The 25,398-nt window shown below is 67.1% G+C and carries 25 protein-coding genes; 16 read left to right on the plus strand and 9 right to left on the minus strand.

Features of this window, described 5'->3' with window-relative positions; genetic code table 11:
• Positions 1-335: 335 nt before the first annotated feature.
• A complete protein-coding gene (locus tag ACXC9Q_RS35470) occupies positions 336-845 on the minus strand; it encodes a glutathione peroxidase (protein ID WP_328519527.1) in 510 nt (169 codons plus the stop codon).
• A gap of 48 nt (positions 846-893) precedes the next feature.
• A complete protein-coding gene (gene lexA / locus ACXC9Q_RS35475) occupies positions 894-1,676 on the minus strand; it encodes a transcriptional repressor LexA (RefSeq protein ID WP_328519528.1) in 783 nt (260 codons plus the stop codon).
• A gap of 358 nt (positions 1,677-2,034) precedes the next feature.
• On the opposite strand from lexA, the gene ACXC9Q_RS35480 reads away from it, so the two are divergent.
• Complete coding sequence (locus ACXC9Q_RS35480) at positions 2,035-2,571, plus strand: LysM peptidoglycan-binding domain-containing protein (RefSeq protein WP_457061013.1); 537 nt, start codon at positions 2,035-2,037, stop codon at positions 2,569-2,571.
• On the opposite strand, the gene ubiG is transcribed toward ACXC9Q_RS35480, so the two are convergent.
• Together ubiG and ACXC9Q_RS35490 are read right to left on the minus strand one after the other, a co-directional pair.
• On the minus strand, positions 2,572-3,348 hold the full coding sequence (gene ubiG / locus ACXC9Q_RS35485) for a bifunctional 2-polyprenyl-6-hydroxyphenol methylase/3-demethylubiquinol 3-O-methyltransferase UbiG (protein ID WP_457061014.1): 777 nt from the start codon (positions 3,346-3,348) through the stop codon (positions 2,572-2,574). It abuts the gene before it with no gap.
• A 39-nt stretch (positions 3,349-3,387) separates the two neighbouring features.
• Positions 3,388-3,957, minus strand: coding sequence for a GNAT family N-acetyltransferase (locus tag ACXC9Q_RS35490; RefSeq protein ID WP_457061015.1), 570 nt, complete (start codon positions 3,955-3,957; stop codon positions 3,388-3,390).
• Between the two features lie 75 nt (positions 3,958-4,032).
• Here ACXC9Q_RS35490 and ACXC9Q_RS35495 point away from each other — a divergent pair, with 75 nt between their 5' ends.
• On the plus strand, positions 4,033-4,623 hold the full coding sequence (locus ACXC9Q_RS35495) for a TetR/AcrR family transcriptional regulator (protein ID WP_457061016.1): 591 nt from the start codon (positions 4,033-4,035) through the stop codon (positions 4,621-4,623).
• On the opposite strand, the gene ACXC9Q_RS35500 is transcribed toward ACXC9Q_RS35495, so the two are convergent.
• Positions 4,616-5,566: a nucleoside hydrolase gene (locus ACXC9Q_RS35500; protein ID WP_457061017.1), complete on the minus strand. Its 951-nt coding sequence runs from the start codon at positions 5,564-5,566 to the stop codon at positions 4,616-4,618. The two genes, ACXC9Q_RS35495 and ACXC9Q_RS35500, sit on opposite strands and share 8 nt — an antisense overlap.
• A 98-nt stretch (positions 5,567-5,664) precedes the next feature.
• Here ACXC9Q_RS35500 and ACXC9Q_RS35505 point away from each other — a divergent pair, with 98 nt between their 5' ends.
• The 7 genes from ACXC9Q_RS35505 to ACXC9Q_RS35535 all read left to right on the plus strand — a co-directional run bounded on the left by ACXC9Q_RS35505 (position 5,665) and on the right by ACXC9Q_RS35535 (position 15,378).
• Positions 5,665-6,699, plus strand: a complete 1,035-nt coding sequence (locus tag ACXC9Q_RS35505; protein ID WP_457061018.1) for a glycerophosphodiester phosphodiesterase — start codon at positions 5,665-5,667, stop codon at positions 6,697-6,699.
• 66 nt (positions 6,700-6,765) lie between these two features.
• The gene (locus ACXC9Q_RS35510; RefSeq protein WP_457061019.1) at positions 6,766-8,478 is read left to right on the plus strand and encodes a GH39 family glycosyl hydrolase; all 1,713 of its coding nucleotides are present in this window, start codon (positions 6,766-6,768) and stop codon (positions 8,476-8,478) included.
• A complete protein-coding gene (locus ACXC9Q_RS35515) occupies positions 8,475-9,362 on the plus strand; it encodes a dihydrodipicolinate synthase family protein (protein WP_457061020.1) in 888 nt (295 codons plus the stop codon). The genes ACXC9Q_RS35510 and ACXC9Q_RS35515 overlap by 4 nt, the downstream gene beginning before the upstream one ends.
• Entirely contained in the window at positions 9,359-11,062 is a 1,704-nt protein-coding gene (locus ACXC9Q_RS35520; protein ID WP_457061021.1) for a dihydroxy-acid dehydratase, read from the plus strand. Before ACXC9Q_RS35515 ends, ACXC9Q_RS35520 begins: the two co-directional genes overlap by 4 nt.
• 257 nt (positions 11,063-11,319) lie before the next feature.
• On the plus strand, positions 11,320-11,814 hold the full coding sequence (nrdR, locus tag ACXC9Q_RS35525) for a transcriptional regulator NrdR (protein ID WP_328519537.1): 495 nt from the start codon (positions 11,320-11,322) through the stop codon (positions 11,812-11,814).
• 95 nt (positions 11,815-11,909) lie between these two features.
• A complete protein-coding gene (locus tag ACXC9Q_RS35530) occupies positions 11,910-14,795 on the plus strand; it encodes a vitamin B12-dependent ribonucleotide reductase (RefSeq protein WP_457061022.1) in 2,886 nt (961 codons plus the stop codon).
• Between the two features lie 151 nt (positions 14,796-14,946).
• Entirely contained in the window at positions 14,947-15,378 is a 432-nt protein-coding gene (locus tag ACXC9Q_RS35535) for a hypothetical protein (RefSeq protein WP_457061023.1), read from the plus strand.
• Between the two features lie 173 nt (positions 15,379-15,551).
• Here ACXC9Q_RS35535 and ACXC9Q_RS35540 read toward each other — a convergent pair whose 3' ends face one another.
• Entirely contained in the window at positions 15,552-15,677 is a 126-nt protein-coding gene (locus tag ACXC9Q_RS35540) for a MerR family DNA-binding transcriptional regulator (protein WP_457061024.1), read from the minus strand.
• A gap of 367 nt (positions 15,678-16,044) precedes the next feature.
• Here ACXC9Q_RS35540 and ACXC9Q_RS35545 point away from each other — a divergent pair, with 367 nt between their 5' ends.
• Positions 16,045-18,036: a glycoside hydrolase family 3 protein gene (locus ACXC9Q_RS35545; RefSeq protein ID WP_457061025.1), complete on the plus strand. Its 1,992-nt coding sequence runs from the start codon at positions 16,045-16,047 to the stop codon at positions 18,034-18,036.
• Positions 18,037-18,212: 176 nt separating this feature from the next.
• Here the strand turns inward: ACXC9Q_RS35545 and ACXC9Q_RS35550 are convergent, their stop codons facing one another.
• Both ACXC9Q_RS35550 and ACXC9Q_RS35555 read right to left on the minus strand, forming a co-directional pair.
• Positions 18,213-18,569 (minus strand): MerR family transcriptional regulator, encoded by a 357-nt coding sequence (locus ACXC9Q_RS35550; protein WP_457061026.1) that lies wholly within the window; start codon positions 18,567-18,569, stop codon positions 18,213-18,215.
• A gap of 143 nt (positions 18,570-18,712) precedes the next feature.
• Positions 18,713-19,537 (minus strand): aldo/keto reductase, encoded by an 825-nt coding sequence (locus tag ACXC9Q_RS35555; RefSeq protein ID WP_457061027.1) that lies wholly within the window; start codon positions 19,535-19,537, stop codon positions 18,713-18,715.
• Between the two features lie 202 nt (positions 19,538-19,739).
• Between ACXC9Q_RS35555 and ACXC9Q_RS35560 the strand changes: the two genes are divergently transcribed.
• Both ACXC9Q_RS35560 and ACXC9Q_RS35565 read left to right on the plus strand, forming a co-directional pair.
• Positions 19,740-20,369: a hypothetical protein gene (locus tag ACXC9Q_RS35560; RefSeq protein WP_328519549.1), complete on the plus strand. Its 630-nt coding sequence runs from the start codon at positions 19,740-19,742 to the stop codon at positions 20,367-20,369.
• A gap of 336 nt (positions 20,370-20,705) precedes the next feature.
• Positions 20,706-21,728 (plus strand): hypothetical protein, encoded by a 1,023-nt coding sequence (locus ACXC9Q_RS35565; protein ID WP_457061028.1) that lies wholly within the window; start codon positions 20,706-20,708, stop codon positions 21,726-21,728.
• A gap of 59 nt (positions 21,729-21,787) precedes the next feature.
• Here the strand turns inward: ACXC9Q_RS35565 and ACXC9Q_RS35570 are convergent, their stop codons facing one another.
• Positions 21,788-22,081, minus strand: a complete 294-nt coding sequence (locus ACXC9Q_RS35570) for a hypothetical protein (RefSeq protein WP_457061029.1) — start codon at positions 22,079-22,081, stop codon at positions 21,788-21,790.
• 140 nt (positions 22,082-22,221) lie between these two features.
• Between ACXC9Q_RS35570 and ACXC9Q_RS35575 the strand changes: the two genes are divergently transcribed.
• The 4 genes from ACXC9Q_RS35575 (at position 22,222) to ACXC9Q_RS35590 (ending at position 24,524) form a co-directional block, all read left to right on the plus strand.
• The gene (locus ACXC9Q_RS35575; protein ID WP_457061030.1) at positions 22,222-22,575 is read left to right on the plus strand and encodes a helix-turn-helix domain-containing protein; all 354 of its coding nucleotides are present in this window, start codon (positions 22,222-22,224) and stop codon (positions 22,573-22,575) included.
• Positions 22,576-22,626: 51 nt separating this feature from the next.
• Positions 22,627-22,830, plus strand: coding sequence for a KTSC domain-containing protein (locus ACXC9Q_RS35580; protein ID WP_457061031.1), 204 nt, complete (start codon positions 22,627-22,629; stop codon positions 22,828-22,830).
• A gap of 72 nt (positions 22,831-22,902) precedes the next feature.
• Positions 22,903-23,130 carry a hypothetical protein gene (locus ACXC9Q_RS35585; protein ID WP_328519554.1) on the plus strand — a complete coding sequence of 76 codons (228 nt, stop codon included), beginning with the start codon at positions 22,903-22,905 and terminating at the stop codon, positions 23,128-23,130.
• A gap of 77 nt (positions 23,131-23,207) precedes the next feature.
• Entirely contained in the window at positions 23,208-24,524 is a 1,317-nt protein-coding gene (locus tag ACXC9Q_RS35590; protein WP_457061032.1) for a serine hydrolase domain-containing protein, read from the plus strand.
• The last annotated feature ends 874 nt before the right edge of the window (positions 24,525-25,398 follow it).

The raw sequence follows: 25,398 nt of genomic DNA on the forward strand, positions 1-25,398 counted from the left end.
ACCCGGCGCCCGCGGCACCCGGCGCCCGCGGCACCCGGCACGTCGGGGTCTTCTGGGGTTGTTCGGCGGGTGTCCGGGCAGGGTTGATGAAGCATCGAGTGTGCAAGTGCGTGGAATGTTCACGTGCAAGCAGCGGAAAGCCCCGGCCGCCAGAACATGCGGGCACCGAGCCGAAATGTTCGGAATGCGGAGAGAAACCTGCTGCGCTGAGACGGCAGCTGTTCAGGTGTCGCAGAAAACGGCGATTTTCAGCCAATGCCGAGAGGAACTCCGGTGCTCTTCACGCAAACGACTGTTGCATGTGGCCACGAATCCCTCGAGGCCGCATCCGTAGGTCAGTCGTTCGCTTCCCGGGACGGCGCCGGAATCTCCAGCGCAGCCTCGATCTTGTCGGCCAGTTTCTCCGGCGAGTGAGTCGGCGCGTAGCGCGCGATCACCCCGCCGTCTCGGCCGATCAGGAACTTGGTGAAGTTCCACTTGATCCGTCCGCCGAGCAGGCCGCCTTGCTCACGCTTCAGCCAGTTGTACAGCGGAAGCGTCTTCGACCCGTTCACATCGATCTTGGCGAACATGGGGAACGTGACGTGATAGATCGTCGAGCAGAAGTTCGCGATCTCCTTCTCGTCACCGGGCTCCTGGTGGCCGAACTGGTCGCAGGGGAAGCCAAGCACCGAGAAGCCCTGCCTGCGGTATTTCTTGTAGAGCTTCTGCAGGCCGGAGTACTGCGGGGTCTGGCTGCACTGCGAGGCCGTGTTCACCACCAGGAGCACCTGGTCGCGGAAATCGGCAAGAGACTGTTCATTGCCTTCGATCCGCACGGCGCTGAAGTCATAGACAGTCGTCATGACTCAATGCTGACACGACACGCCCGACTTCGCGCGGCGTCTGACATGTCAGACTCGGCGCAGAACTGTTACGACCTTTCCGAGAATGATCGCGTCCTTGCCGTCGATCGGCTCGAAGGCGGGGTTGTGTGGTAGCAGCAGGATCTCGGTCTTGGTCTTCTTGAACGTCTTCACGGTGGCCTCGCCGTCGATCATCGCGGCCACGATGTCACCGTTCTCCGCGGTCGGCTGCTGCCGGACGACCACCCAGTCGCCGTCACAGATCGCCGCCTCGATCATCGACTCACCCTTGACCCGCAGCATGAACAGCGTGCCCTCGCCGACCATTGCCTTGGGCAAAGGGAAGACCTCTTCGATCTCCTGCTCGGCCAGGATCGGCCCACCGGCGGCGATCCGGCCGACGACCGGCACGTAGGCGGCGTCCGGATGCGCGTCGCCGGCCCCGGTCTCGTCGTACGTCGTCTGCCGCACCGAACCGAGCGCCGTCCGCCGGGCCGCGGCGTCGACCTCGCCCGGGTAGCGGACCTCGATCGCCCGTGGCCGGTTGGGGTCGCGGCGGAGCAGGCCCTTCTGCTCCAGCACGCGTAGTTGGTGGGACACCGACGACGAGCTGGTCAGGCCGACCCGCTCGCCGATCTCGCGCATCGACGGCGGATAGCCGCGGCTGTCCACCGAGTCCCGGATGACGTCCAGCACGCGGCGCTGGCGCGGCGTCAGACCGGTCGCGTCGGCCGGGCCGTCGGGCAGCTCGGCCACGGTCCGGTCCGCCGGTTGACCGGCCCCCGCGGCGCGGCGCTCGTCCTTGCTGGAACCGCTCGGCGTCCTGGCCATCGGTGATTGCTCCTCTGGTCGGGCCGGCGGTCGCACACCGGCCAAAGCTTGCTCGACTGACACGACCGTAGACCGAATCCTGAGATTCTTCAAACATCTGTTCGAAGGCGTGTCGGTTCGCACGTCTGTTCGTGTGTCGGGTTATAAGCCGCGGGCGAGGCGGCCGGGGTGGTGGGAATTTACCGGGCGTGTCGTGGTTGGAAGTGGTTGCGCGACGGGCGCCTGTCGGTTAATCATTCGTACAGGCGTTCGATCGAACAAGTGTTCGGGCCGGTCGGTTTCCGGAAACTGTCGGAGGGGACCGGTAGACAGAGATCGACAGCCCAAGACGTGGTCTGGACGAGGTCTGGAGGATCCGATGAGCACAACGGCTCTCGCGGCAGATGCACTGGTGGGCCGCCAGGCGCCTGAGGCCGCGCCGTCCCCGAGCGGGACCCCGCGCCGTCGCCCCAGGATCGCCGGCACCAGCACCGAGCCGCTGCCGGTCCGTGCCTGCTCCGGTGAGGTCCTCGGCCGCCGGGCCGGCGACGTGCGTCGCGCCAACCCTGGGTCCACTCGGGTCCGGCGTCACGCGGTCGCCGAGGCTGAGGCGCCTGCTCTGCGGCTCACCCGCCGCGGCCGGATGCTGCTGACCGCCATCTCCGTCGTCGTCTTCGGATCGGCGATCGTCGTCCTCGGCCTGCGCGTCAGCGGAGTCCTCGTCCCGGGCCCGGACTTCTCCCACACGGTCTCCGTCCAGGTGGCCCCCGGCCAGACCCTCTGGTCCATCGCCCAGGACACCAACCCGACCCAGGACCCGGCCACCGTCGTCGAGAAGATCGCCGACCTCAACAAGCTCGCCAGCCCGGCCGACGTCGTTCCCGGCCAGACGCTCCAGATCCCGATCGCGCGCTGATCAGACCGTCTTGGTGGCGCAGCCCATGTAGGACACGGCGGTGCCCTTCACCTGGCCGACGTCCATCAGCCGGCTGAGCCGGCCGAAGGTGATCCGACCGCGGCGGGCGCGGGTGAAGTTCCACAGCAGCGAGGCTTTGCTCGCCCGCGGCCCGAGTCCGGTGATCTCGTCGAGGCGTAGGCCGTGCCGGTGCAGGATCTCCTCGAGCTCCGCCGGCTTGATGAACAGCGCCCAGGAGTGCAGTTCGGTGTCGACGACTCGCGTCAGTCGCCAGTCCTGCAGCAGTTTGACGGCCAGCAGTTTCGACGTGCGGGTCCGGTTGATGGTGTCGAACAGGTAGAGACCACCGGGCTTGAGCACGCGCGCCGTCTCGCCGACCACCCGTTCCAGGTCCGACACGTGTTCGAGCACGTCACAGCAGTACGCGAGATCAACACTCGCGTCGGCCAACGGCAGCCGCTCACCCGCGGCCACGGCGTACCCGACGCCCAATCCCGACGACTTCGCATGCTCGCGCGCAGTCCGGACCGAGACCTCCGACGGATCCAGGCCGACGACCCGGCACCCCAGTTGCGCGAACGCCTCGGCCAGGAATCCGCCCCCGCACCCGATGTCGACCGTTCGCAGGCCGGCTGGATCGCGTCCGGTCCGACGGAGTACGCCGCGGAAGTAGGCGAACCGCCCAGGCGTGAAACTGCCGTTCAGCGTGTTCAGCGGGTTGGCCTCGTCCCACCAGCCGCCGCCCAACCGGTCGTAGATCTGGTTGTCGATGCCCATCGCGGCCCCCGATCCCAGTAAACAACTTCGCTGGGAACCTCAGGCCCGGGCAGCGCGCCAGTCGTCCTCGAGCAGGGCGTAGACGTACTCGTTGGCCCATTCGCCCTTGAAGACGAGCGCGTGGATGTGGTGCGCCTCCCGGCGCATCCCGAGGCGTTCCAGCAGGCCGGCGGACGCGGTGTTGCGGTCATCCAGGATCGCGACGATCCGGTGCAACCCAAGATCCTCGAATCCAACTCGCAGCACCTCGCGCGCAGCATCGGCCGCGAGCCCCTTGCCCTGGTAGTCGGTGTGCAGGGCGAAGCCGATCTCGCCCTGGCGATCGGTCTCGCTGGCCCACTTCAGCAGCACCTCACCGATCACGGTCCCGGTCTCGCGGAGCTCGATCGCGAGCACCAGCCACTGGCCCGGTTCGGTCAACTCGCCCTGGCTCAGCTTCTTCTCGAGGGCGACGCGGGTCTCTTCGCGATCCCGGACCGGCCAGGGCGTGTAGCGCACCACCTCAGGTCGCGAATGGAACGCGAACAGATCGTCGAGGTCGTCCATCCGATGCGGCCTCAGGTCGAGTCGCTCGGTTCGCAGCGGGTAGGTGGGGCGTAGTCCAGGCACGGAGCCATCCTCGAGTAGGCTGTCTAATGTCGTTAGACAATAGCTGCCGAGCTCGAGAGTCGACAACGAGGTTTAGTGACCAGACGCGATCCGTCCTCCCATGCCGCGGCCGGGATCTCGACTGCCGCGATCGCCGACGCTGCACTGGCTGTCATCCGCGCCAGTGGCGTCGACGGTCTCACGATGCGCACTGTGGCCGAGCGCCTGCAGGTCCGCGCCCCGTCGCTGTATCACCACGTCCACAACAAGTCCGAGCTCCTCGACCTGGTCGCCCGGAACGCGTTCGACCAGTTCACCGCGGACAAAACGGCGTACGTCGAACTCGGCAGCGTCGACGAGTGGATCGCGGTCACCAAGGCCGGGGCGCTCGAGCTGCGAGCGTTCTACGCCGAACACCCCGGCCTGGCCGGCCTGATCCAGTCGAAGGCCACTCCTGACCGCGACCAAGGCGAAGGCTCACGCGCTGAGTTGGTGCGCGCGCAGATCCAGTCGCTCGTCGACCTCGGCGTACCCGAGTCTCAGGCGCGCCACATCTTCGAGGTGAGCGCCCGCTGGACGTTGGCTGCCGTGGTCGCCGAGTCCCCAGGCTCCATGGATCTCTTCAGCGATGGCCTCGATCTCTTCCTGGACGGCGTGCGCGCCCGCCTGCAGGAGTTGGCTACTTGACCGTGTCCAGCCACAACTGGGCATAGCGAGCACCGTCGACCGCGGTCGCGACCTGTACGGCGGTCGACGACGGCCCGTGGGGATCGCCAGAGAGATCCGCGGACCAGTCCCGCGTGTCGACGATCGTGCGACCCCGGGACCAGCTCCCCGCCAGCTCCACTCGCAGCGGGAAGCGCTGAGTCGTCAGCCCGGACGGATCGATCACCGCACACACTGCGCCGCCGTCCCCGATGCTGGCCCCGTCGGAGTTGTAGAGCTCGCTCCGCCTCTCGATCAGCTTCCGCGCCAGCTCCGCCGACGGCGATCCGCCCAACCCGCGCGCCTGGTCCAGCGAGATCACGACGTCGTAGAAGACATCCAGCCCGTACATCGTCACCGGTACGCCGAGCTCCCCGGCCGCACTGAGCACGATCGCGGCCGCCTCCGGGTCGGTCCAGATGTTGAACTCCGCCGACGCGGTCGCGTTCCCGATCCCGGCCGCGCCGCCCATGAACACGATCTCGCGGAGTCCCGCAGCCGCTTCGGGGTAGGTGCGCAGCAAGAGCGCGATGTTCGTCATCGGTGCCAACGGAACGAGCGTCACCAGGTCGCCGGTCGTCGCGGCGTCCCCCAGTACGTCGCGCAGCAACTCGACCGCATGCCGGGAATCCGTCGTACGGGTGGATCGCGGCCAGTCGAGATCGCCGAGCCCGTCGACGCCGTGGACATGCGGAGCGGCCCGCACCGGCTGGAGCAGCGGCAACGCGGCACCACGAGCGACCGGAACGTCGGGCCGCCCGGCAGCCTCCAGCACGGTCAGCGTGTTGATCACCACGTCGTCCAATCCGACGTTGCCGCCGGCGCAGGTCACGGCCTTGAGGTCGAGCTCGGGGTGCCGAGCGGCCAGTAGGAGGGCACAGGCGTCGTCCAGTCCTGTGTCGACGTCGAGAATCACCGGCTTCATGGCGCCATCCTCACGCATGCCGGGTTACATCCGGAGTTGGCGGGCAGTTCATCACTGGCTTGAGCGGTGTTCGCGTCGCCTTTCTACGGTCGATGCCTGTGACCCTGACCGTCGCGCGGCCCGTGCGGGAGTCGTTCGTTCGCGAGCCCGGTGCGCCGCTGCGCATCTGGGCACACCGCGGTGGTTCCTCGGCGGCGCCGGAGAACACGGCCGCGTCCGACGAGGTCGCTCGCCGCGCGGGGGTCGAGTGGATCGAGAACGACGTACAGCCGACGAAGGACGGCGTACCGGTGGTCCTGCACGACGAGACCGTCGACCGGACCACGGACGGGACCGGAGCGATCCGGTCGCTGACGGCGGCTCAGGTGGCCGAGTTGGATGCGGGGTCGTGGTTCGCGCCCGGGTACGCCGGTCTGCGGGTGCCGACGCTGGTATCGCAGCTTGACGGGTTCAGGGAGCGTGGTGGCAGTCTGCTGCTCGAGATCAAGGGCGTGCACCCGCGCGAATCGGTCGAGCGGATTGTCGACGAGATCCACGGTCGCGGGATGAGCCAGCGGGTGTTCGTGCAGAGCTTCGAGCCGCAGCACCTGCGCTGGGTCCGCGAGTTCGCTCCCGAACTGCCGCTCGGTCTGCTGCGATCCACGCTCGATCCGGATCCGCCGGCGATCGCGAAGGATCTCGAGTTGTCGGCGTACAACCCGTCGGAGGCCGCGTTCGGGCTCCGGCCGGACATCGTCGCCGGCCTGCACGCGGCCGGGGTCGCGGTCAACATTTGGACTGTCGACAATCCGGCCAGCTGGAACGCGCTGGAGCGAGCCGGTGTCGACGGCATCATCACCAACCGCCCGGCCGAGCTGGCCGGCTGGAACGCGGCGTTCGGCCAGCGGCTCAAACCGGCCGCGACGATCCTGAGCCCGGCGGCGGGGGAGCGGATCGAGCCGGGCCAGCGCCTACGAGTTGCCGTCGGCAACAATTCGCCCGAGCCCATCGCGATCACGCTCGACGGCGTCCCGGTCGCCAATGGCGCCTTGATCGACCCGGTCCTGCTGACGGCTGGGCAGCACACCGTGACGGCGACCGTCGCGGGATCGACAGTCGAGATCACCTTCGAGGTGAGCGCGCCGCGCTTGTAGGCTGGCTCGGAGCTGTTTATCGATACAGCGCTCGTGCCATGAGCAGCACCGGACCGAAAGGCCGATATGACTCAGAACGCCTCGCCCAGCGCAGTGCAGCGACTCGCCTACACCCCCTCCGACCCCGAGGCCACACCAATCCGCCAGGCACGCGTCACCGTCGACGCGGCGCAGGACCTCGGCGTACTGGACCGCCCATGGGCGAGCCTCGGGTACGACGAGATCAACTGGACCTACACGCCGCAGGGACGCCGGACCCTGCGGACCATCGGTGGTTTCGCGGAGACGCCGTACCACGTCCGGCCGCACAACATCTTCAACAGCGGCACGGGGCTCGGTCTGCCGCACTGGGGTAGCGGCAACGTCTACCACGAGGACGCGGACGGCAAGCCGTACTACGACTTCACCATCGCCGACCTGACGTACGACGCGATCGTCGACGCCGGCCATCATCCGCTGGTCGAACTCGCGTTCAGCCCGCTAGCGCTCGTACCAGAGGAGGCGAAGACGGACTTCACCTTCGAGGGCAGCCCGAGTCAGTACAGCGCCTATGAGGCCGGCTGGTGGTCCTATCCGCCCAAGGACTACGCCAAGTGGGGCGGACTGGTCGCGGCACTGGTCGAACACGCTCTGGAGCGGTACGGCGCCGACGAGGTCCAGCACTGGCTCTGGGAACTGTGGAACGAGCCCGACATCTCCTACTGGCGCGGTACGCCGGAACAGTTCCACGAGCTGTACGACGTGACGGTCAAGGCGATCCGTGGTGTGTATCCATCGGCCAAGGTCGGTGGGCCCGCGGTCACCGGTGGGGATGAGGGCGCGGTCTTCCTGCGCGGCTTCCTCCAGGCCTGTGCCGACCGCGACCTGCCCGTCGACTTCGTGTCCTTCCACACCAAGGGCTCGCACTTCACTCCGTGGCGCACGTACGGCCCGATCGGCGCCCCGGCGCCGGTACAGCAGTCGCCGTCCACCCCGAAGATGCTCCGCGAGATCGACCGCGCGCTGGCCGTCATCGAGGAGTTCCCGCAGTACGCCGGGCAGCCGGTGATCGTGGACGAGTGCGACGCATCGGTCCCGGCGCACTGGGGGATCTACGACAACGCGAACTTCGCCTACCGCAACAACGAGTACTACCCGGTGTTCCAGGCCAAGCTGATGAAGAAGGTGCTCGACCTCAACGCGCAGCACACCGCGAAGGTGCATGAGGCAACCACCTGGAGCTTCTCGATGGAAGGCGAGCGGTACTTCGAGGGCACGCGGAGCTTCGTCACCGCGTCCGGCGTCGAGAAGCCGCTGATGAACGCCTACCGCGCCTTCGCCCGCCTCGGCCACCGCCGGTTGGCCGCCACCTCGGACCAGGCCGCGGACATCTCCGATATCAGTACTCTAGGCAACGGTCTTCCCGAGGAGATCGACGTCATCGCCGGTGCCGACGGCGACGAGATCACGATTCTCGTCTGGCGCCACACTGACGACCAGTACGCCGCTGACCCGGCCACGGCCGGCGTCGACCTCGAGGTGAACGGTCTGGATTCCGGCCCGTGGACCGTCCAGCACTTCCGGATCGACCACAGTCACAGCAACAGTCACACGATCTGGCAGGAGCTCGGCGCACCCCAGGATCCGACGCCTGAACAACTCGCCGCCATCACCGCCCGCCAAGGCCTCGAACGACTCAGCGACGATGTGGTGGTCGAGATCGACGGCGGCTTCACTATGCCGTTGGACCTACCGCGACCGGCGCTTAGTCTCGTCGTGCTGAAGAAGGGAGCGGGATGACTTTGGATCCCGGCGTATGGGGCGTGCTGGCGACTCCGCTGAGCGAGGACGGTTCGGCCGTCGACACGGAATCGCTGGCGCGACAGGTCCGGCACTACGAGTCGATCGGTGCGACCGGCCTGACCGTGCTCGGCGTCTTCGGCGAAGCGGCCCGGCTGAGCTCCGCCGAGCGGCGCACGGTGGTGGAGACGGTCGTCGCGGCGTCGTCCCGGCTGCCGCTCGTCGTCGGGATCAGCGCGCTGGAGCTCGACGAGGTGTGCGCGGAGGCCGCCAATGTGCTGCCGGCAGTCGATTCCCGCCTCGCCGGACTTATGGTTCAAGTGAACTCCAGCGATCCCGGTGCGCTGAGCAATCATTTGAATTCCGTTGCCGAGCGCACCGAACGTCCGATCGTGGTCCAGGACTACCCGATCATCACCGGCATCCGGATCACGACCGCCGATCTGATCGCCGCCGTACGTGACGTGCCGTCCGCCGTCGCGGTGAAGTCGGAGTCGTCCCCGAGCCCGCCCGCCGTCGCCGAGTTGGCGGCCGGACTCGACGTACCCATCTTCGGTGGCCTCGGCGGCACCTGCCTGCTCGACGAGCTCGCCGCCGGCGCGGCCGGCGCGATGACCGGCTTCTCGGTCCCGGAGGGCCTGATCGCGTGTGTGACGGCGTACCGTGAAGGTGGTTTCGACGCTGCTCGCGAGGTGTGGCGGGACTACCTTCCGCTGGTCAACTTCGAGTTCCAGGCCGGGATCGCGCTCGGTCTGCGCAAACACAGTCTCGTCCGACGCGGCTTGATCGCGTACGACGCCGTCCGGCCGCCGGCCGCGGTACCGCCGGAGAGCATGTTGCGGCTGCTGGCCGAGCACCTGCGGAACACGCCTGGCGTGTCATGAGCGGCATCTACCGCGGGCTGGTGAGCTACGGGGATCCGGAGTTCTCGCGGTATCTGCGGCGCGCGTTCCTGCACGCGAGCGGGCGGTCGCCGGAGTCGCTGGAGCGGCCGGTGATCGGGATCGCCACCTCGACCAGCGATTTCAACCCGTGCCATCGGCAACAGCCGGAGCTGGTGGAGTCCGTTGCCCGCGGCATCCTCGCGGCCGGCGGGCTGCCGATGGAGTTCCCGACGATCTCGCTGGGCGAGAGCTTCCTCGAACCGACCGCGATGGTCTACCGCAACCTGATGGCGATGGATGTCGAGGAACTCGTCCGGGCTCAGCCGATGGACGGGGTCGTGCTGGTCGGCGGGTGTGACAAGACCGTGCCGGCGCAGCTGATGGGCGCGTTCTCGGCCGGTCGTCCGGCGATCCAGCTCGTCACCGGCCCGATGTCGACAGGCCGGTATCAGGGCGAGCGGTTGGGCGCATGCACTGACTGTCGACGGTTCTGGGCGCGCTACCGGGCCGGTGAGGTGCCGGAGGAGGAGATCGGTCGGGTGGAGCGGAACCTGGCGACCACAGCCGGGACCTGTGCGGTCATGGGGACCGCGTCGACGATGGCCTGCCTGGTAGAGGCGCTCGGCATGGCGTTGCCGGACAGTGCGGCCGCACCGGCGGTGCACGCCGACCGCTTGCGGATCGGCGAGGCGACGGGTGCCGCTGCGGTGTCGATTGCCACGGCCGGCCGGACGCCGGACCAGATTGTCACAACAGCCTCGATTCGCAACGCTCTGCGGGTGCTCCTCGCCATCGGTGGATCCACGAACGCGCTGATCCACCTCACCGCCATGGCCGGGCGACTCGGACTCCGGATCGATCCGGCGGAGTTGAACGAGTTGAGCGAGACCACGCCGGTCCTGGTCGAGCTGAAGCCGACGGGTGCGCACTACATGGAAGATCTCCACGCGTCGGGCGGACTCCCCGCCGTACTGCATGAGCTGCGGGACCTGCTCGACCTGTCCGTGCTGACGGTGACCGGCGAGACGCTGGGGGAGCGGCTCGGTGACGGGCCGGCGTGGGTGGACCGGGACGTCGTACGGCCGCTGAGCACGCCGAGTCGGCCGAAAGGCGGGCTGGTGTGGTTGAGCGGGTCACTGGCGCCATCTGGCGCGCTGATCAAGCGGTCTGCCGCAGACCCGGCGCTCTTCGAGACAACCGGCCGGGCCGTGGTCTTCACGTCGCTGGAAGACCTGGCGGCCCGGATCGACGACCCAGACCTGGACGTCGAGCCGACTGACATCCTGGTCCTGCAGAACGCCGGTCCACTCGGTGCCGGCATGCCCGAGGCCGGCTACCTCCCCATCCCGGCCAAACTGGCCCGTAGCGGAGTCCGGGACATGGTCCGCATCTCCGACGCCCGCATGAGTGGTACGGCGTACGGGACGATCGTTCTCCACGTCACTCCGGAAGCCGCCCTCGGTGGACCGCTGGCGCTGGTACGCACCGGCGACCGGATCCGGCTCTCGGTGTCCGAGGCCCGGCTCGACCTCCTGGTCCCACCCGAAGAGCTCGAGACTCGCCGGGCCGCTCTCGCACCACGCCGTACCCCTGGGCCCACCGGTTACCGGCGGTTGTTCCGCGACCACGTTCTGGGAGCGGATCGGGGCTGCGATTTCGACTTCTGCCTACCGGCCGGAGAGCCGATCGCGGGACCGTAGTCTGCGCCTCCGCGGGCCTGTTCCGGTGGCGCCACGCGGGAGTACACGGGGTCGCGCGGGTGTTGAAACAAGGAGACGCGCGCGAGATTCGAGCGTTCTTGCAAACTGTCGGAGCAGCGATCTAGGATCCCTAGATGTAGTGGTTACACGGGTGTAATTTTCCACAGGTAGTGGTTGGTTGCACACAGGTCATACACAGGTTGTCCCCAGGCTGATCCACAGACCGCCCCCTCGGCGGCCGGCGGGAGGAGTGATTCGTGCACTGTCCGTATTGCCGGCACGCCGACTCCCGAGTGGTCGACAGCAGGGTGGCCGAGGACGGCGGAGCGATCCGCCGCCGGCGGCAGTGCCCGGTCTGCGAGAAGCGGTTCACCACCGTCGAGCAGATGCAGTTGACGGTGGTGAAGCGCTCCGGCGCGACCGAGCCGTTCAGCCGGGAGAAGGTCATCAACGGCGTCGGCAAGGCCTGCAAGGGCCGGCCGGTGGACGTGGACGCACTGGCCCGGCTGGGCCAGAAGGTCGAGGACGCGCTCAAGGCGAGCGGCTCGCCGGAAGTGCCCGCGCACGAGGTCGGACTCGCGATCCTCGGTCCGCTGCGGGAGCTGGACGAGGTCGCCTACCTGCGGTTCGCGAGCGTCTACCGGCAGTTCGAGTCCGCCGACGACTTCGAGACCGAGATCGCGCTGCTGCGGGCGGAGAAGGAGCCTCAGGGCACCGAGCCGCGCCCGCTGAAGCCGACCCAGCAGACATAAATCGGGGATTCAGCACCATCTAGCAACACCTGGCGTTACTCAACGGGGCGGTCCCGACAGACCGCGGCGGTACAGACACAGGGCGAGGAGCAACCATGACAGAGACGGTGACCGGCCACTCGGGGTCGACCAAGAGGTCGGCGGCCGGGTTCCGCAGGGGCAAGAACGTGCCCGCGGGACTCACCATCGAGCGCATCTTCACCACCGAGGGTGTGCACCCGTACGACGAGGTGACCTGGGAGCGTCGCGACGTCGTACAGCAGAACTGGAAGACCGGTGAGACCGTCTTCGAGCAGCGCGGGGTCGAGTTCCCCGACTACTGGAGCGTGAACGCGTCCACCATCGTCACCACGAAGTACTTCCGCGGCGCGGTCGGTCACGACAACCGCGAGTGGAGCCTGAAGCAGTTGCTCGACCGGGTCGTGAAGACCTACCGCAAGGCCGGTGAGGAGTACGGCTACTTCGCCACCCCGGCCGACGGCGAGGTGTTCGAGCACGAGCTCGCCTGGATGCTGCTGCACCAGTACTTCAGCTTCAACTCGCCGGTCTGGTTCAACGTCGGGACCGCGTCGCCGCAGCAGGTGTCGGCCTGCTTCATCCTCGCCGTCGACGACTCGATGGACTCGATCCTGAACTGGTACAAGGAGGAGGGCCTGATCTTCAAGGGCGGCTCCGGCGCCGGTCTGAACCTGTCCCGGATCCGTTCCTCCAAGGAGCTGCTGCAGTCCTCCGGCGGCACCGCCTCCGGCCCGGTCTCCTTCATGCGCGGCGCGGACGCCTCCGCCGGGACGATCAAGTCCGGCGGCGCTACCCGGCGCGCGGCGAAGATGGTCGTGCTCGACGTCGACCACCCCGACATCGAGGAATTCGTCGAGACCAAGATGCGCGAGGAGGAGAAGATCCGCGTGCTGCGCGACGCGGGCTTCGACATGGACCTCGGCGGCCGCGACATCACCTCGGTGCAGTACCAGAACGCCAACAACTCGGTCCGGGTCACCGACGAGTTCATGCGGGCGGTCGAGGAGAAGGGCGAGTTCGGGCTGCGGGCGCGGCTGGACAACTCGGTGATCGAGACCGTCGACGCGCGTGAGCTGTTCGACAAGATCTCGCACGCCGCGTGGGCCTGCGCCGACCCCGGCCTGCAGTACGACGACACCATCAACGACTGGCACACCACGCCGGAGACGGGCCGGATCACCGCATCCAACCCGTGCTCGGAGTACATGCACCTGGACAACTCGTCCTGCAACCTGGCGTCGCTGAACCTGATGAAGTTCCTCCGCGACGACGACCTGTTCGACTCGGAGAAGTTCGTCAAGGCCGTCGAGCTGATCATCACCGCGATGGACATCTCGATCTGCTTCGCCGACTTCCCGACCGAGGCGATCGGCGACACCACCCGCGCGTACCGGCAGCTCGGCATCGGCTACGCGAACCTCGGTGCGTTGCTGATGGCAACGGGTCACGCCTACGACTCCGACGGTGGTCGCGCACTGGCGGGCGCTATCACGTCGCTGATGACGGGCACGTCGTACCGGCGGTCGGCCGAGCTGGCCGGCGTCGTCGGACCGTACGACGGCTTCGAGCGGAACAAGGACGCCCACACCCGGGTGATGCGCAAGCATGCGGCGGCCAACGACGCGATCCGGACCGTGCACCAGATCGACAAGGACGTGCACAAGCACGCCACCGCGGCGTGGGACGGCGTACTGAAGACCGGCGGCAAGAACGGCTGGCGGAACGCACAGGCCTCGGTGCTCGCGCCGACCGGCACCATCGGCTTCATGATGGACTGCGACACCACCGGTATCGAGCCGGACTTCTCGCTGGTCAAGTTCAAGAAGCTGGTCGGCGGCGGCTCGATGCAGATCGTCAACCAGACGGTCCCGCGGGCGCTGCGTCAGTACAGCTACACGGAGGAGACGATCGAGGCGATCGTCGAGTACATCGCCGAGAACGGTCACGTCGTCGACGCGCCCGGCCTGAAGCCGGAGCACTACGAGATCTTCGACACCGCGATGGGCGAGCGGGCCATCAAGCCGATGGGCCACGTGCGGATGATGGCGGCGGCGCAGCCGTTCCTGTCCGGCGCGATCTCGAAGACGGTGAACCTGCCGGAGACCGCGACGGTCGAGGAGATCGCCGACGTCTACTTCCAGGGCTGGAAGCTCGGCCTGAAGGCGCTCGCGGTCTACCGCGACAACTGCAAGGTCGGCCAGCCGCTGGCGGACGCGAAGGCGAAGAAGGCCGTCGCCGCTGAGGCCGCCGTCGCGGAGAAGATCGTCGAGAAGGTGATCGAGTACCGACCGACCCGCAAGCGCCTGCCGAAGTCGCGGCCGTCGCGGACCACGTCGTTCTCGGTCGGTGGCGCTGAGGGCTACATGACCGCCGGCTCCTACCCGGACGACGGTCTCGGCGAGGTCTTCCTGAAGATGGGCAAGCAGGGCTCGACCCTGGCCGGGGTGATGGACGCCTTCTCGATCGCGATCTCGATCGCTCTGCAGCACGGCGTACCGCTGGAGACCTACGTCCAGAAGTTCACCAACCTGAAGTTCGAGCCGGCCGGTCTGACCGATGACCCGGACGTCCGGATGGCGCAATCGATCATGGACTACATCTTCCGCCGCCTGGCCCTGGACTACCTGCCGTTCGACGAGCGGGCTGCCCTGGGTATCTACTCGGCGGACGAGCGGTCCCGGCAGCTCGACACCGGCTCCTACGAGCCGGCCCCGGTCGAGGTGTCCGAGGCCGAGTCCCTGAAGTCGGTCGAGCCGGTCGCTTCGGACGTCCCCGACAAGCCGGTCGAGGCGGCCGCCGCGAAGCCGGTCAAGGGCGAGGCCCACACCACCGCCGAGATGCTCGAACTGATCACCGGCACCTCGGTCGACGCACCGCTCTGCTTCACCTGCGGCACGAAGATGCGCCCCAGCGGTTCCTGCTACGTCTGCGAAGGCTGCGGCAGCACCTCCGGCTGCAGCTGACCACCAGCTGAAAGCACCACGGCCCCCGGGAACTTCCCACATTCCCCGGGGGCCGAGGTGCGTCCCGGGCTGCCCAGCTAAAACGCTGGAAGCGCTCCCAGTTCGCCGCTTATGATCGCCGGCGACTGTCTACCGTTCCGGGAGCCGCCCCATGCCGTTTCTGTCATCACTGCCTCGACGTGCGCTCGCCGCGTCAGCCATTGGTCTGCTGACCGCGGGCCTCCTGACCGCGGCGCCGGCGTACGCGAACTCGGCCGCCAACTGCTACGCCCACCCGTCCAAGGAACTGCTCAACTCGCGCCTCAGCTCAGCCGTCTACTGCACCGACGGCGAGTGGCTGGGCGTCCACGACGAGCAGGCCGACGGCCATAGCGCTCGGGCGGCCATCCAGCTGTATCAAAGCCAGGTCGGCTTCTGGTACGACGCTCACGAATGCTTCGACGACACCACGGTCTCGGACTACGACGGCTGGTCGTTCTGCAACTTCTCCGTGCCCGACGGCACCCTGGTCCGCATCCGCCTCTGGTCCCAATCCAACGGCGCCGAATCCGACTCAGTCGTCACCACCTCCTTCACAACCTGACCCAGCCACCTCGCCGGAGATCAGCGTGCGGACGTGACTGACCCGCGCCGACCCGGCGCAGGCCCGCCAGGATCTGACTGGCCGTGCAGACCCGGCGAGGTCAGCGCAACTCTGCCTGACCGGTGCTGATCCTGGCGGAGGCCAGCGCGGATCTGACTGGCCCCGCGCTGGCGTCAGCGTTTTCCCGCTTCGGCGACCGTGATGGCCTGCCGACCGGGCCCAAGCAGACCCACACGTTCGTAGTGCCGGAGCAACCGCTCACTGACGCCAGTGCGTTTGGCCCACTGCCCAATCAACATCGCATCTCCGCTGAACTTGACCTCATCACAAGGTCAACGTCCAACCCTGTTCCCGACCACCACATTCCGTCACCCGCTGTGCACCTCGCGGCTCTCGTTCGCCGTACATGCCGGCGGCGCTCGCCTTGCACCTCGCGCCAGGTACGTCGACCCCGCGTCACCTGCCCGCTTCGCGACATCAGGAAGCCGCGCAGGGCGGTGTCCACGCTGTCGGAGTCGACGCTGTCGACGTACGTGCCCACGGCCGCAGCGCGTCTGCCGTCTGCCGTTCAGCGCATGAGGTACGGCGAATCCTTGACGTCACGGGATGATCGCCGGAGGGTGACGAAGTGAGCGCTCCACTCCTTTCTCGCCCAAGGAGAACGTCATGCGTTTGAGTAAACCGCATCGCACCTGGGCCGCGTTCGTCACCGTCGGCCTGGTGCTCGCACTGGTTTCGGTCCCGTCGTCGGGAGCTGCTCCCGACCGTGGGTCGTTCGATGCAACGGCCCGCCCACTGATTCGCAACAGCGGGCAGGCCTACCTGAACACCAGACTTCCCATCAAGGCGCGGGTCGAAGACCTCCTGCGCCGGATGACGCTGGAGGACAAGGTCGGCCAGATGACCCAGGCCGAGCGAGGTGCTGTGACGAACGACGCCTCGCTCGTCACCACCTGGCGGCTCGGCTCGGTGCTGTCCGGAGGCGGCTCGGTGCCGACCCCCAACACGCCAGAGGCCTGGGCAGACATGGTCGACCGGTTCCAGGCCGCCGCTCTGCAGACCCGCCTGCAGATCCCGATCCTGTACGGCGTCGACTCGGTGCACGGCCACGGGAACTTGCTCGGGGCAACGGTTTTCCCGCACAACATCGGACTCGGATCGACCTGGGACCCCGGATTGGTCCAGCGGATCGAACACGTCGTGGCCGAGGAGACCCGTGCCACCGGGCCGCAGTGGGCGTTCGCCCCGTGCGTCTGCGTCGCTCGCGACACCCGGTGGGGTCGCACGTACGAGAGTTTCTCGGAGAGCCCCGCTCTGGTGAGCCGCTTCGCGGCCGCGATCGAAGGATTCCAGGGCAAGAACCTCGCCGCGACGGATCGGGTACTCGCCAGCGCCAAGCATTTCGCGGGTGATGGTGACACCGAGTTCGGATCAGCCGCCGGTGACTACACGATCGACCAGGGCATCACGGTGACCAACCGCCAGGACTTCGCCCGGTTCGACCTCGCGCCGTACCTTCCCGCCGTCGGCAAGTACGACGTCGGCACGGTGATGCCGTCGTTCTCCAGCATCGACTGGACCGAGGACGGCGTCGGTAACCCGATCAAGATGCACGCGAACCGTGAGCTCATCACCGACCTGCTGAAGGGCAAGCTCGGGTACGACGGTTTCGTCATCTCCGACTGGGAGGGAATCCATCAGCTCCCGGGTGACTGGGCAGAACAGGTCCGGACCGGGGTCAACGCCGGCATCGACATGTTCATGGAGCCGAACGCGTACCAGTCCTTCGAGACCACGCTGCTCGACGAGGTGCGCGCCGACCGAGTGTCCCAGGCCCGGATCGACGACGCCGTACGGCGGATCCTGACCAAGAAGTTCGAGCTCGGGCTGTTCGAGAAGCCCTACACGGACCGCACACATCTCGCCGACGTCGGCTCGGCACAGCACCGTGCGCTCGCACGCGAGGCCGTCGCCAAGTCGCAGGTGCTGCTGAAGAACTCTGGTGGTCTGCTGCCGTTGAAGAAGAACGCCAAGGTGTACGTCGCCGGCCGCAACGCCGACGACATGGGGAACCAGGCAGGCGGCTGGACGCTCAGCTGGCAGGGCGCGTCGGGACAGCACCGGATTCCTGGCAACACGATTCTCGACGGCATCCGGCAGGTTGCTCCGCAGGCACAGGTGACCTACAGCAAGGACGGTTCGGCACCGACGGCGGGCAGCGACGTGGCTGTGGTGGTCGTCGGCGAGACGCCTTACGCGGAGGGCTTCGGCGACGTCGGTGGTCCGCAGTGGGCGTACGATCCCGAAGACGCCGGAGTGCCGCGAGAACCGAAGAGCCTGGATCTGCAACCGGTAGACCGAGCGGTCATCGACAAGGTGTGTGGGGCGATTGCCAAGTGCGTCGTGCTGGTCGTCTCCGGCCGCCCACAGGTCATCCCGCCTGCGCAGCTCGCCACGATCGACGCCCTGGTCGCGTCCTGGCTGCCTGGCTCACAAGGCGAAGGCGTAGCCGACGTGCTGTTCGGGAAGCGCCCCTTCACGGGCAAGCTCTCCCACAGCTGGCCACGCAGTGCCGACCAGGAGCCGATCAACATCGGCGACCCGAACTATCACCCCCTGTACCCCTTCGGCTGGGGACTCCGCACCAGAAGTCACTAGCCACTGACCCCAGCGCGTCGCGGTCAGCTGCTTGCGTAGCTGACCGCGACGACGCTCGAACTGCTGCTGATCCGGCCGCTGTCGACCTTCTTGCCCTTGAGAGCTGGTACGACGGAGAAGCAACGGCCTCGGATCCGACTCGGTCGCACCGGCTCCTACAACCTGAGCCGGTCGGTTCAGCTCTTGTTGCTTTCGGCAACCGTGATGGCCTGTTCCAGTGTCTGGCGAGCGCGCGCCAGCTCGGCTGCGCGCTCGTCCAGCCGGCTGAGTTGCAGGCGCAGCTTGTCCAGCACACCTGGGCACGGACTCAGCGAGCCATCGGTATGGGCACACGGCAGCACCAGCTTGATGATGCTGGTCGACAAACCTGCGGCCAGCAACGCGCGAATCTGCCTGACCGTCAGCTCAGCCGCTTCGTCGTACTCGCGATACCCGTTGGCCTGCCGCCTCGACGCAAGCAGCCCCACACGTTCGTAGTACCGCAGCAGCCGCTCATTAGTGCCGGTGCGTTTGGCCAGCTGCCCAATCAACATCACGTCTCCGCTGAACTCGACGTCGTCACAACATCAACCTCCAACCCCGACCCCAACCACGGCATTCCGCTTCCCGTCGTGCATTTCGCGGCACTCGGCCGTGCACGGCCTGGCGGTTCGCGAGCCCAGTTAGCCCGCCGGGGTCAGTGGCCGGCTCGGTCTGAGTCGGCGGCGGGTTTGGCGGTGTCGTCCAGGGCTGACAGGGCGGCCAACTCGGCGTCGGTCAGGTCGAAGTCGAAGACCGCCAGGTTGTCCTCGAGGCGTCCGCGGTCGCTCGACTTCGGGATCGGTACGACGCCCTGCTGTGTCTCCCACCGTAGGACCACCTGACCCGGCGACCTCCCGTGTGCCTTCGCGATGTTCTGCACCGTCGGATGACTCAGGAGCTCGGTCCCCTTCCCGAGCGGGCTCCACGCCTCGGTGACGATGCCGTGCGCGGCATGGAACTCCCGCTCGGCCGCCTTCGCCCACACCGGACTGAGCTGGACCTGGTTCACCTCCGGCGCCTGACCCGTCTCGTCGATCAAGCGCTGCAGATGCGCGGGCTTGAAGTTCGACGTACCGATCGCCCGCACCAGCCCCGCCTCCCGCAGCGCGATCAGCCCACGCCATGCGTCGACGTACCGGTCCTGCTGCGGATTCGGCCAGTGGATCAGCAGCAGGTCGAGGTACTCCACGCCGAGCTTTTCTGCGCTCGCCTCGAACGCGACCCGCGGACCCTCGGCGCTGTGCCACCGCTTGTTGAACTTTGACGTCAAGAACACCTCGTCTCGAGGCACGCCCCGCAGCGCCCGCCCTACCCCGACCTCGTTCCGGTAGTTCTCTGCAGTGTCGACCAGCCGATACCCGAGCTCGAGCGCCACACTCACCGCCCGTTCCGCATCTGCGTCGTTCATCGGCGACGTCCCCAACCCCAGCCGTGGCATCACCGCTCCGTGACTCAACGTGACTGTCGGAACCTGGCTCATCCATCTCCTCCTTCGGCGAACGCTGCCCGGCCACCGTACGTCGATCACGATCCGCGCCCACCGCCCGGGCGGCCCGATCCCGTCGTACGTCGTAAGGTCCAGGCGGCCAGTCTCAGCACCGGCAAACCGGGCGCGAACTGTCGGATCCGTGGTTCATCATGGTTCCTGGCGGGGGATCGAAACACGTTGGAGGGATAGGCGTATGAAGAATCGGCTGATCACTCTGGTGGACCTCGGTCTGGACAGCTCGTTCGACGCGTCGATGTCCTTCGTCCAGGGGATCACCGGGAACATCAACGCCGGCTGGGACCAGCCGGTGATCGACGTGAACTTCGTCCGCACTCGCGACCACGAGACCGCCTTCTCCGCGCTCACCACCCCCTCGACGGTGCTGCACGTGATGGCACACGGTGACCACAGCGAGGAGCCCTCCTTCCTGTCCACCGACGGCCAGACCCAGGTCTCGCTGCGGTCGCTGGCGGAGTGGTTCCTGGACCGCCAGTGGGGGATCGCCAGCGGCGTGGTCATCGCCGACGGCTGCAAGACCGGCATCGGCAAGTGGCAGCGCGCCATCCGCGATTGCCTCCAGGACGACATCACGTATATCGGCACCAGCACCGTCATCGGCTGGTACGAGGCCACCGTCTTCTGCTCCGCCTTCTACGGCGCTCTGGTCCGCAACCGCGGACTCGGCCGCACCCCGGCCGAGCAGGGCTGGGACGCCGCCAACCGAGCCATCCGCGCCTACGAAACCCTGACCGACGCCCGCTGCCCCTACAAACCCGTCCTCCTGACCCCCTCCCGCCGAGCCCTCCGCTCCCTTACCGGCTAACCCCCGCTCCGACCCGGCCGCGTGGATCGGATCCTGGAGCGCGGACCGGGCGAGGTCGGGGATCATGCGGTTGGCGCCCGGCCGTGTGGAGGGTTGTCGGCCGGGTGCCAACCGCTGTCTTGGTCGCGGCAACTCCGCCGTAGCCCGTGGGGCAGGCCCGACACGCGTGGGGCGACTACTTTGGGTTAGCCATGTGACACTTTTGGTGGGCACGTCGTGTGGCGCGTCCGTGGTCTGGGTTGCCGGTGACCTGGATGGAGTAGGGACGGGGGAAGCCGTCCAGTACGCATTCCCCGACCTGCTGACGTCCGCCCGACGTGGTGAAGGAACGCCACCATGAAGTTGCACCGGAATACCCTCCTGACCGCTGCCGCGATTGTTCTGATCTTGTACGTCGTTTCGCTCATCGTCGGCCTGCCGGGATGGGCCGCGGTCGTGCTCACTGTGGTCCTGCTCGTCCTGCTGGCTGTGGTCTGGAAGCAGCCCGACGAACCCCGTCCCGTCGTGACCAAGCCGGCACCGGCGCCATCCGTCGTACTGGCTGATCGGGAGCCGGTCTTCTCGGGACCGCCGACGCGGACGGTCGCCGACGTACGGCTGCCGTCTGCTTCGCCGGACTTCCAGTTCAGCTTCTCGGCGATCGTGCAGTGGTCGACCGTGTTGTCCGGTTCGCGGCACGCCGACCTCGGTGCGGTCGCGGTCGATGCCTTGCTCGAGCGCGCTCGAGCCCTGACCGCGAGACAACAGGTCACTGAGGAGTCGCTCAACCAGCACCGCCTGGCCGCGCTCCTCGGCGAACCCGCCCTCGACGAGAAGGGGCAAGTGCGCAGTTGGGCCACCGAGGTGCGGCTGCGATTGCCGGACGCGGATCAGAAGCACCTCCAGCACCTCGCCGCGCTGCACCGCCGGGAGCAGACGACTCTGCTCGAACGCCGGATGGAGCAAGACAAACGTGCGTACCTGAAGGAGGACGTCTTCGCCACGCCTGGATCGGCCGCGGTCTGGTGGCTCGTCAATCACCCCGGCGAGGTCGAGAACGCGGTGGGCCTCCTCGACACTCTTTCCGAGCTGTCCGCCGCCGCGAACGATCTCCCGGTTCAACGCGCGGAAGCGATCGATCGTCCTCCGCCGACCCGCGCCGAACTCGCCTTCAGCGCCGCGATCGACGACCTTGCTCACGTGGACGACGCGAGCCCGACGGACGAGTCCCAGCAGAGGGCCGTCCCGCGGCAAGCCGGCACCCAGCAAGCCAGGGACCGTACGAGGGCCGGCGCCGCCAGGACCGACCTGAACGGGTCGGCGACGAAGTCGGCCAAGGACGCCCAAGGCGAGTACCGGGAGCAGTTCTATTCGGAGTAGGCCGGTGAGGCGGGCCGGCTGCAGGGTGGGCCCGCCCCACCGAGATCGGGAGCGCATGCTCATTCGTCCAGCCAGCGAATGATGGTCGCGCCGCTGTGACCGTGGATGCTGAGGAGGGCGTCGACGCCGTCCGGCCAGATCGTGGTCGTCGGATAACGTCCGCCCCAATGCAGGGCGACCGTCCCGTCGGACCACTCGACTCCCTCCGCGACGACGCCCGTACCGCTGATGCCGGAGACGTCGACGTGACGGACCAGCTGGAAGCAGCGTGGCCCGGACTTGTTCGCGACTTTCAGATGACGCCGTCGCGGGGTCCGCAGCAGCGTCGCGGTTCTACCGCTGATCTCGTCCATGAGCAGAAGTCAACCGGTGGTTCGTCGGCCTCACCAGGAACTCAACCGGTATCCACAGGGCAGAAATTCTGCCCTCCGACGGTGACTTGATCGCCATATCCTCATTGCAGGGAGTGATCGACACGCAAGGAGTGACAGCGATGACAGTCATCGAAGAATGGACCGGCCGGCACGCACACGCCCTGCGTACGGCGCTGCGGTTGACCAACGAGGCATTCGCCCACCAGCTCGGCATCTCGCCACGCACGGTCACCAAGTGGCGTGAGAGACCGGAGATGGTGCCGAGCCCGCACCTCCAGGATGCTCTCGACACCTTTCTCAGTCAGGCGTCCCCCGACGCCCGGGTCAGATTCGCGGCCAACCTGGGCCTGGATCACCGCCGATTACCGCTCGACCATTCGGCGCTGACCCAGCTCAACGCGGCGCTCGGCGATCTGGCTCGCGCCCTGGCACGCCTCGAGACCGAGGATCCGGAGCGATCACCGGCGCACTGATGGACGGTGCAGACTGGCTGGCGCAGCACGACGTACCGAGAGGAGCTGCGGATGAGGCGACGCCTGGTGAATTCGTCGAGCGTGCGGTCGGTCGGTTGGTCCGACGGCACGCTGGAGCTCGAGTACGTCAACGGCTACACGTACCAGTACTACGAGGTGCCGCAACCGACGTACGCCGCCCTCCTCGCCGCGCCGAGCATCGGCGCGTACGTCAACGAGCACATCAAGCCGTACTACGAGTTCCGCGAGATCTGAGTTTCCGGCGGGCCTTCGGCGGGCACCGGCTGGGACGGTCCACACGGGGGTGCGTCCAACCAGGAGGTGGATATGCGCACTCGTAGAGCCTCTACGACTCGTTCCCGCACCATCACGATCGTTCTTGTCATCTGGCTGCTCATCGGCCTGGCGGCCGCCACGCAGCGGAACTACTTCGCGGGATCCGACGCGACGTGCGCCAAGGTGGGCACGACGCTGGTCACCATCGTCGCCGGCCCACTCAACTACATCGGTGCCAACCCGAAGATCGACTGCAACGCGCCTGAGCCGTCGAGGTAATCCCTCCTCCCGGCGAACCGCGTCCGCCGTACCGTTCCCTCCCAGAGGCTCTGAACCACGGAGTCGAGGGAGGGAACGTGGACGTTCTGCGCGATGGGATCGAGACGGATCTCGGGGAATTCAAGGTGCCCGGCGCAAGCTGGGCGGTGTTCGAGGACGGTGAGATCCACCAGACCGGGACGGCCGGCCTGGTGGAGGCCGGCGCGCCTGCGGCCGTCACGCCGGACACGTTGTTCCAGGCTGCCTCGATCAGCAAGCCGGTCGCCGTACTGGCGATGCTCAGGCTGGTGGACCGTGGATTGCTCGATCTCGACGAGGACGTGAACCGGAAGCTCACGTCATGGCAGGTCCCGCAGACAGGCGGTTGGCAACCGGTCGTGACGTTGAGGCAGTTGGCCAACCACAGTGCGGGCCTGACTGTGCATGGGTTCCCTGGATATCGCCATGACGACGCGCTGCCGACAACAGTGCAGATCCTCGACGGCATGCGCCCGACGAACACCTTCGGCGTCCGGGTCGACCTGATCCCTGGGACGCAGTTCAGGTACGCCGGCGGCGGCACGATCGTCATGCAGCAGCTACTCGAGGACGTGACGGGCACGCCGTTCCGCGAACTGGTCCGTGAGCTCGTGCTGGAACCATTCGGCATGTCTGACAGCGACTACGCGCAGCCGCTGCCACCAGAACTTCACGCGAGAGCAGCGACTGCACACGATGAACTCGGCTGCCCTCTCGACGGCAGGTGGCACGCTTACCCCGAGCTGGCGGCCGCAGGGCTCTGGACGACGCCGACGGACCTCGCGAAGTTGGCCATCGGTGTCCAGCGGACGTACGCCGGGACCGACGACGCACTCCTGTCGCCCGAGCTAGCCCGACAGATGCTGACGTCCCAGATCGCCGCAAGCCAGCGGATCGGTGGGCTGGGTCATCTGGGACTTGGGTTCTTCCTTGACGACACTGGGCAGCGTTTCGGACACAGTGGCGGCAATGCGGGGTTCCGCTGTCATCTGCTTGCGTACCGCGACACCGGACAAGGCGCCGTCGTCATGACCAACGGTGACAACGGCTCGTGGGTGGTCACGAGGGCGTTCGCTGCTATTGCGTCCGCGTACGGCTGGGAGGGCTACCCGCAGGACGTCGAGCTCCCGGATCTACCGGCTGACAAGGTGCTCGCTGACCTCGTCGGCTCGTACCGGTTGGACGGCAGGATGGCGTTCACGATCGAGCGGCGGGGGAGCGGCCTGGAGGTGACGTTCGACGGTCAGCCGCCGCTGCGCTTCCTGCCGCGGTCGGCGACGCGGTTCGCGGTCGGCACTGGCACCGAGCTCGAGGTACGCGACGACGGACTGGTCTTCCGCCAGGAGGGCGCGGAGCTCGCCTGCACGCGGGAATAGGCGCTGGGGTGGCCTGGTTACACCTACTGCCGCTCGGTTCATGACCCCGGGCCCCAACTTAAGCCGCTACGAGCGGCCACTCGCCGAGAGGCGTCTGCTGGGCGGTGCGTTACGTGACAGGTGGGAGTCGGTTGGCCGGCTCCCACCTGTTCAGTTCCTGGTACGGCGGATGTGCCGGGAGCGCCCGTACGACGGGGTGGTGGCGGTGCCTGTGGATGGCCCGCGCAAACCGCTTGTGTGGTGCGGCATCATGGAGGTGTCGCTCGCGGAGACGCGAGTGAGTGATGTGACCAGAGGGACGACCACTGCTTCGTCGAGGGCGGTGCACAGGGAGCCCGGACAGGGTCCGGGACCCCGATTTGCATCTGCACCGCGAATGTCAGTAATGTTCTTCTTGTTGGAGCGAGGCGCGGGACGCGAAAGCGGCCGGCAGCTCCGACAAACTCCCTGAAGGTCTTGGAAGCCGAAAACACGCCTCGGCGGGTTTCGGTCACTGAGTCGCGCAGGGGGACTGGGACGAAAGAGGCCGATTTGACCGGCCCCGGACGAAACAGTAAAGTTAGGCGAGTTGCCCCGGAGCTTCAAACGAAAGTCTGAAGCGCGGTGTGCGTCCGATTTTTGAGAACTCAACAGCGTGCCGAAAGTCAATGCCGAAATTGCATTAACCCCGTACACAGGCATTGGGTGACCTTTTTCCTGCCTGGATCTCTTTTGAGGTTTGGGTGGTGGGTTGTCTGTTGTTCTGTGTCGGATTCCTTTGAAATATTTTCTGGATTCAAGTCAGTTTGATTTGTTTCTGATGTTCAGAGGATCACTCGATGTGTCGACTCACCGGTTTTCCGGTTTGTCATATTTTTCAACGGAGAGTTTGATC

It is taken from the genome of Kribbella sp. CWNU-51 (assembly GCF_054073265.1).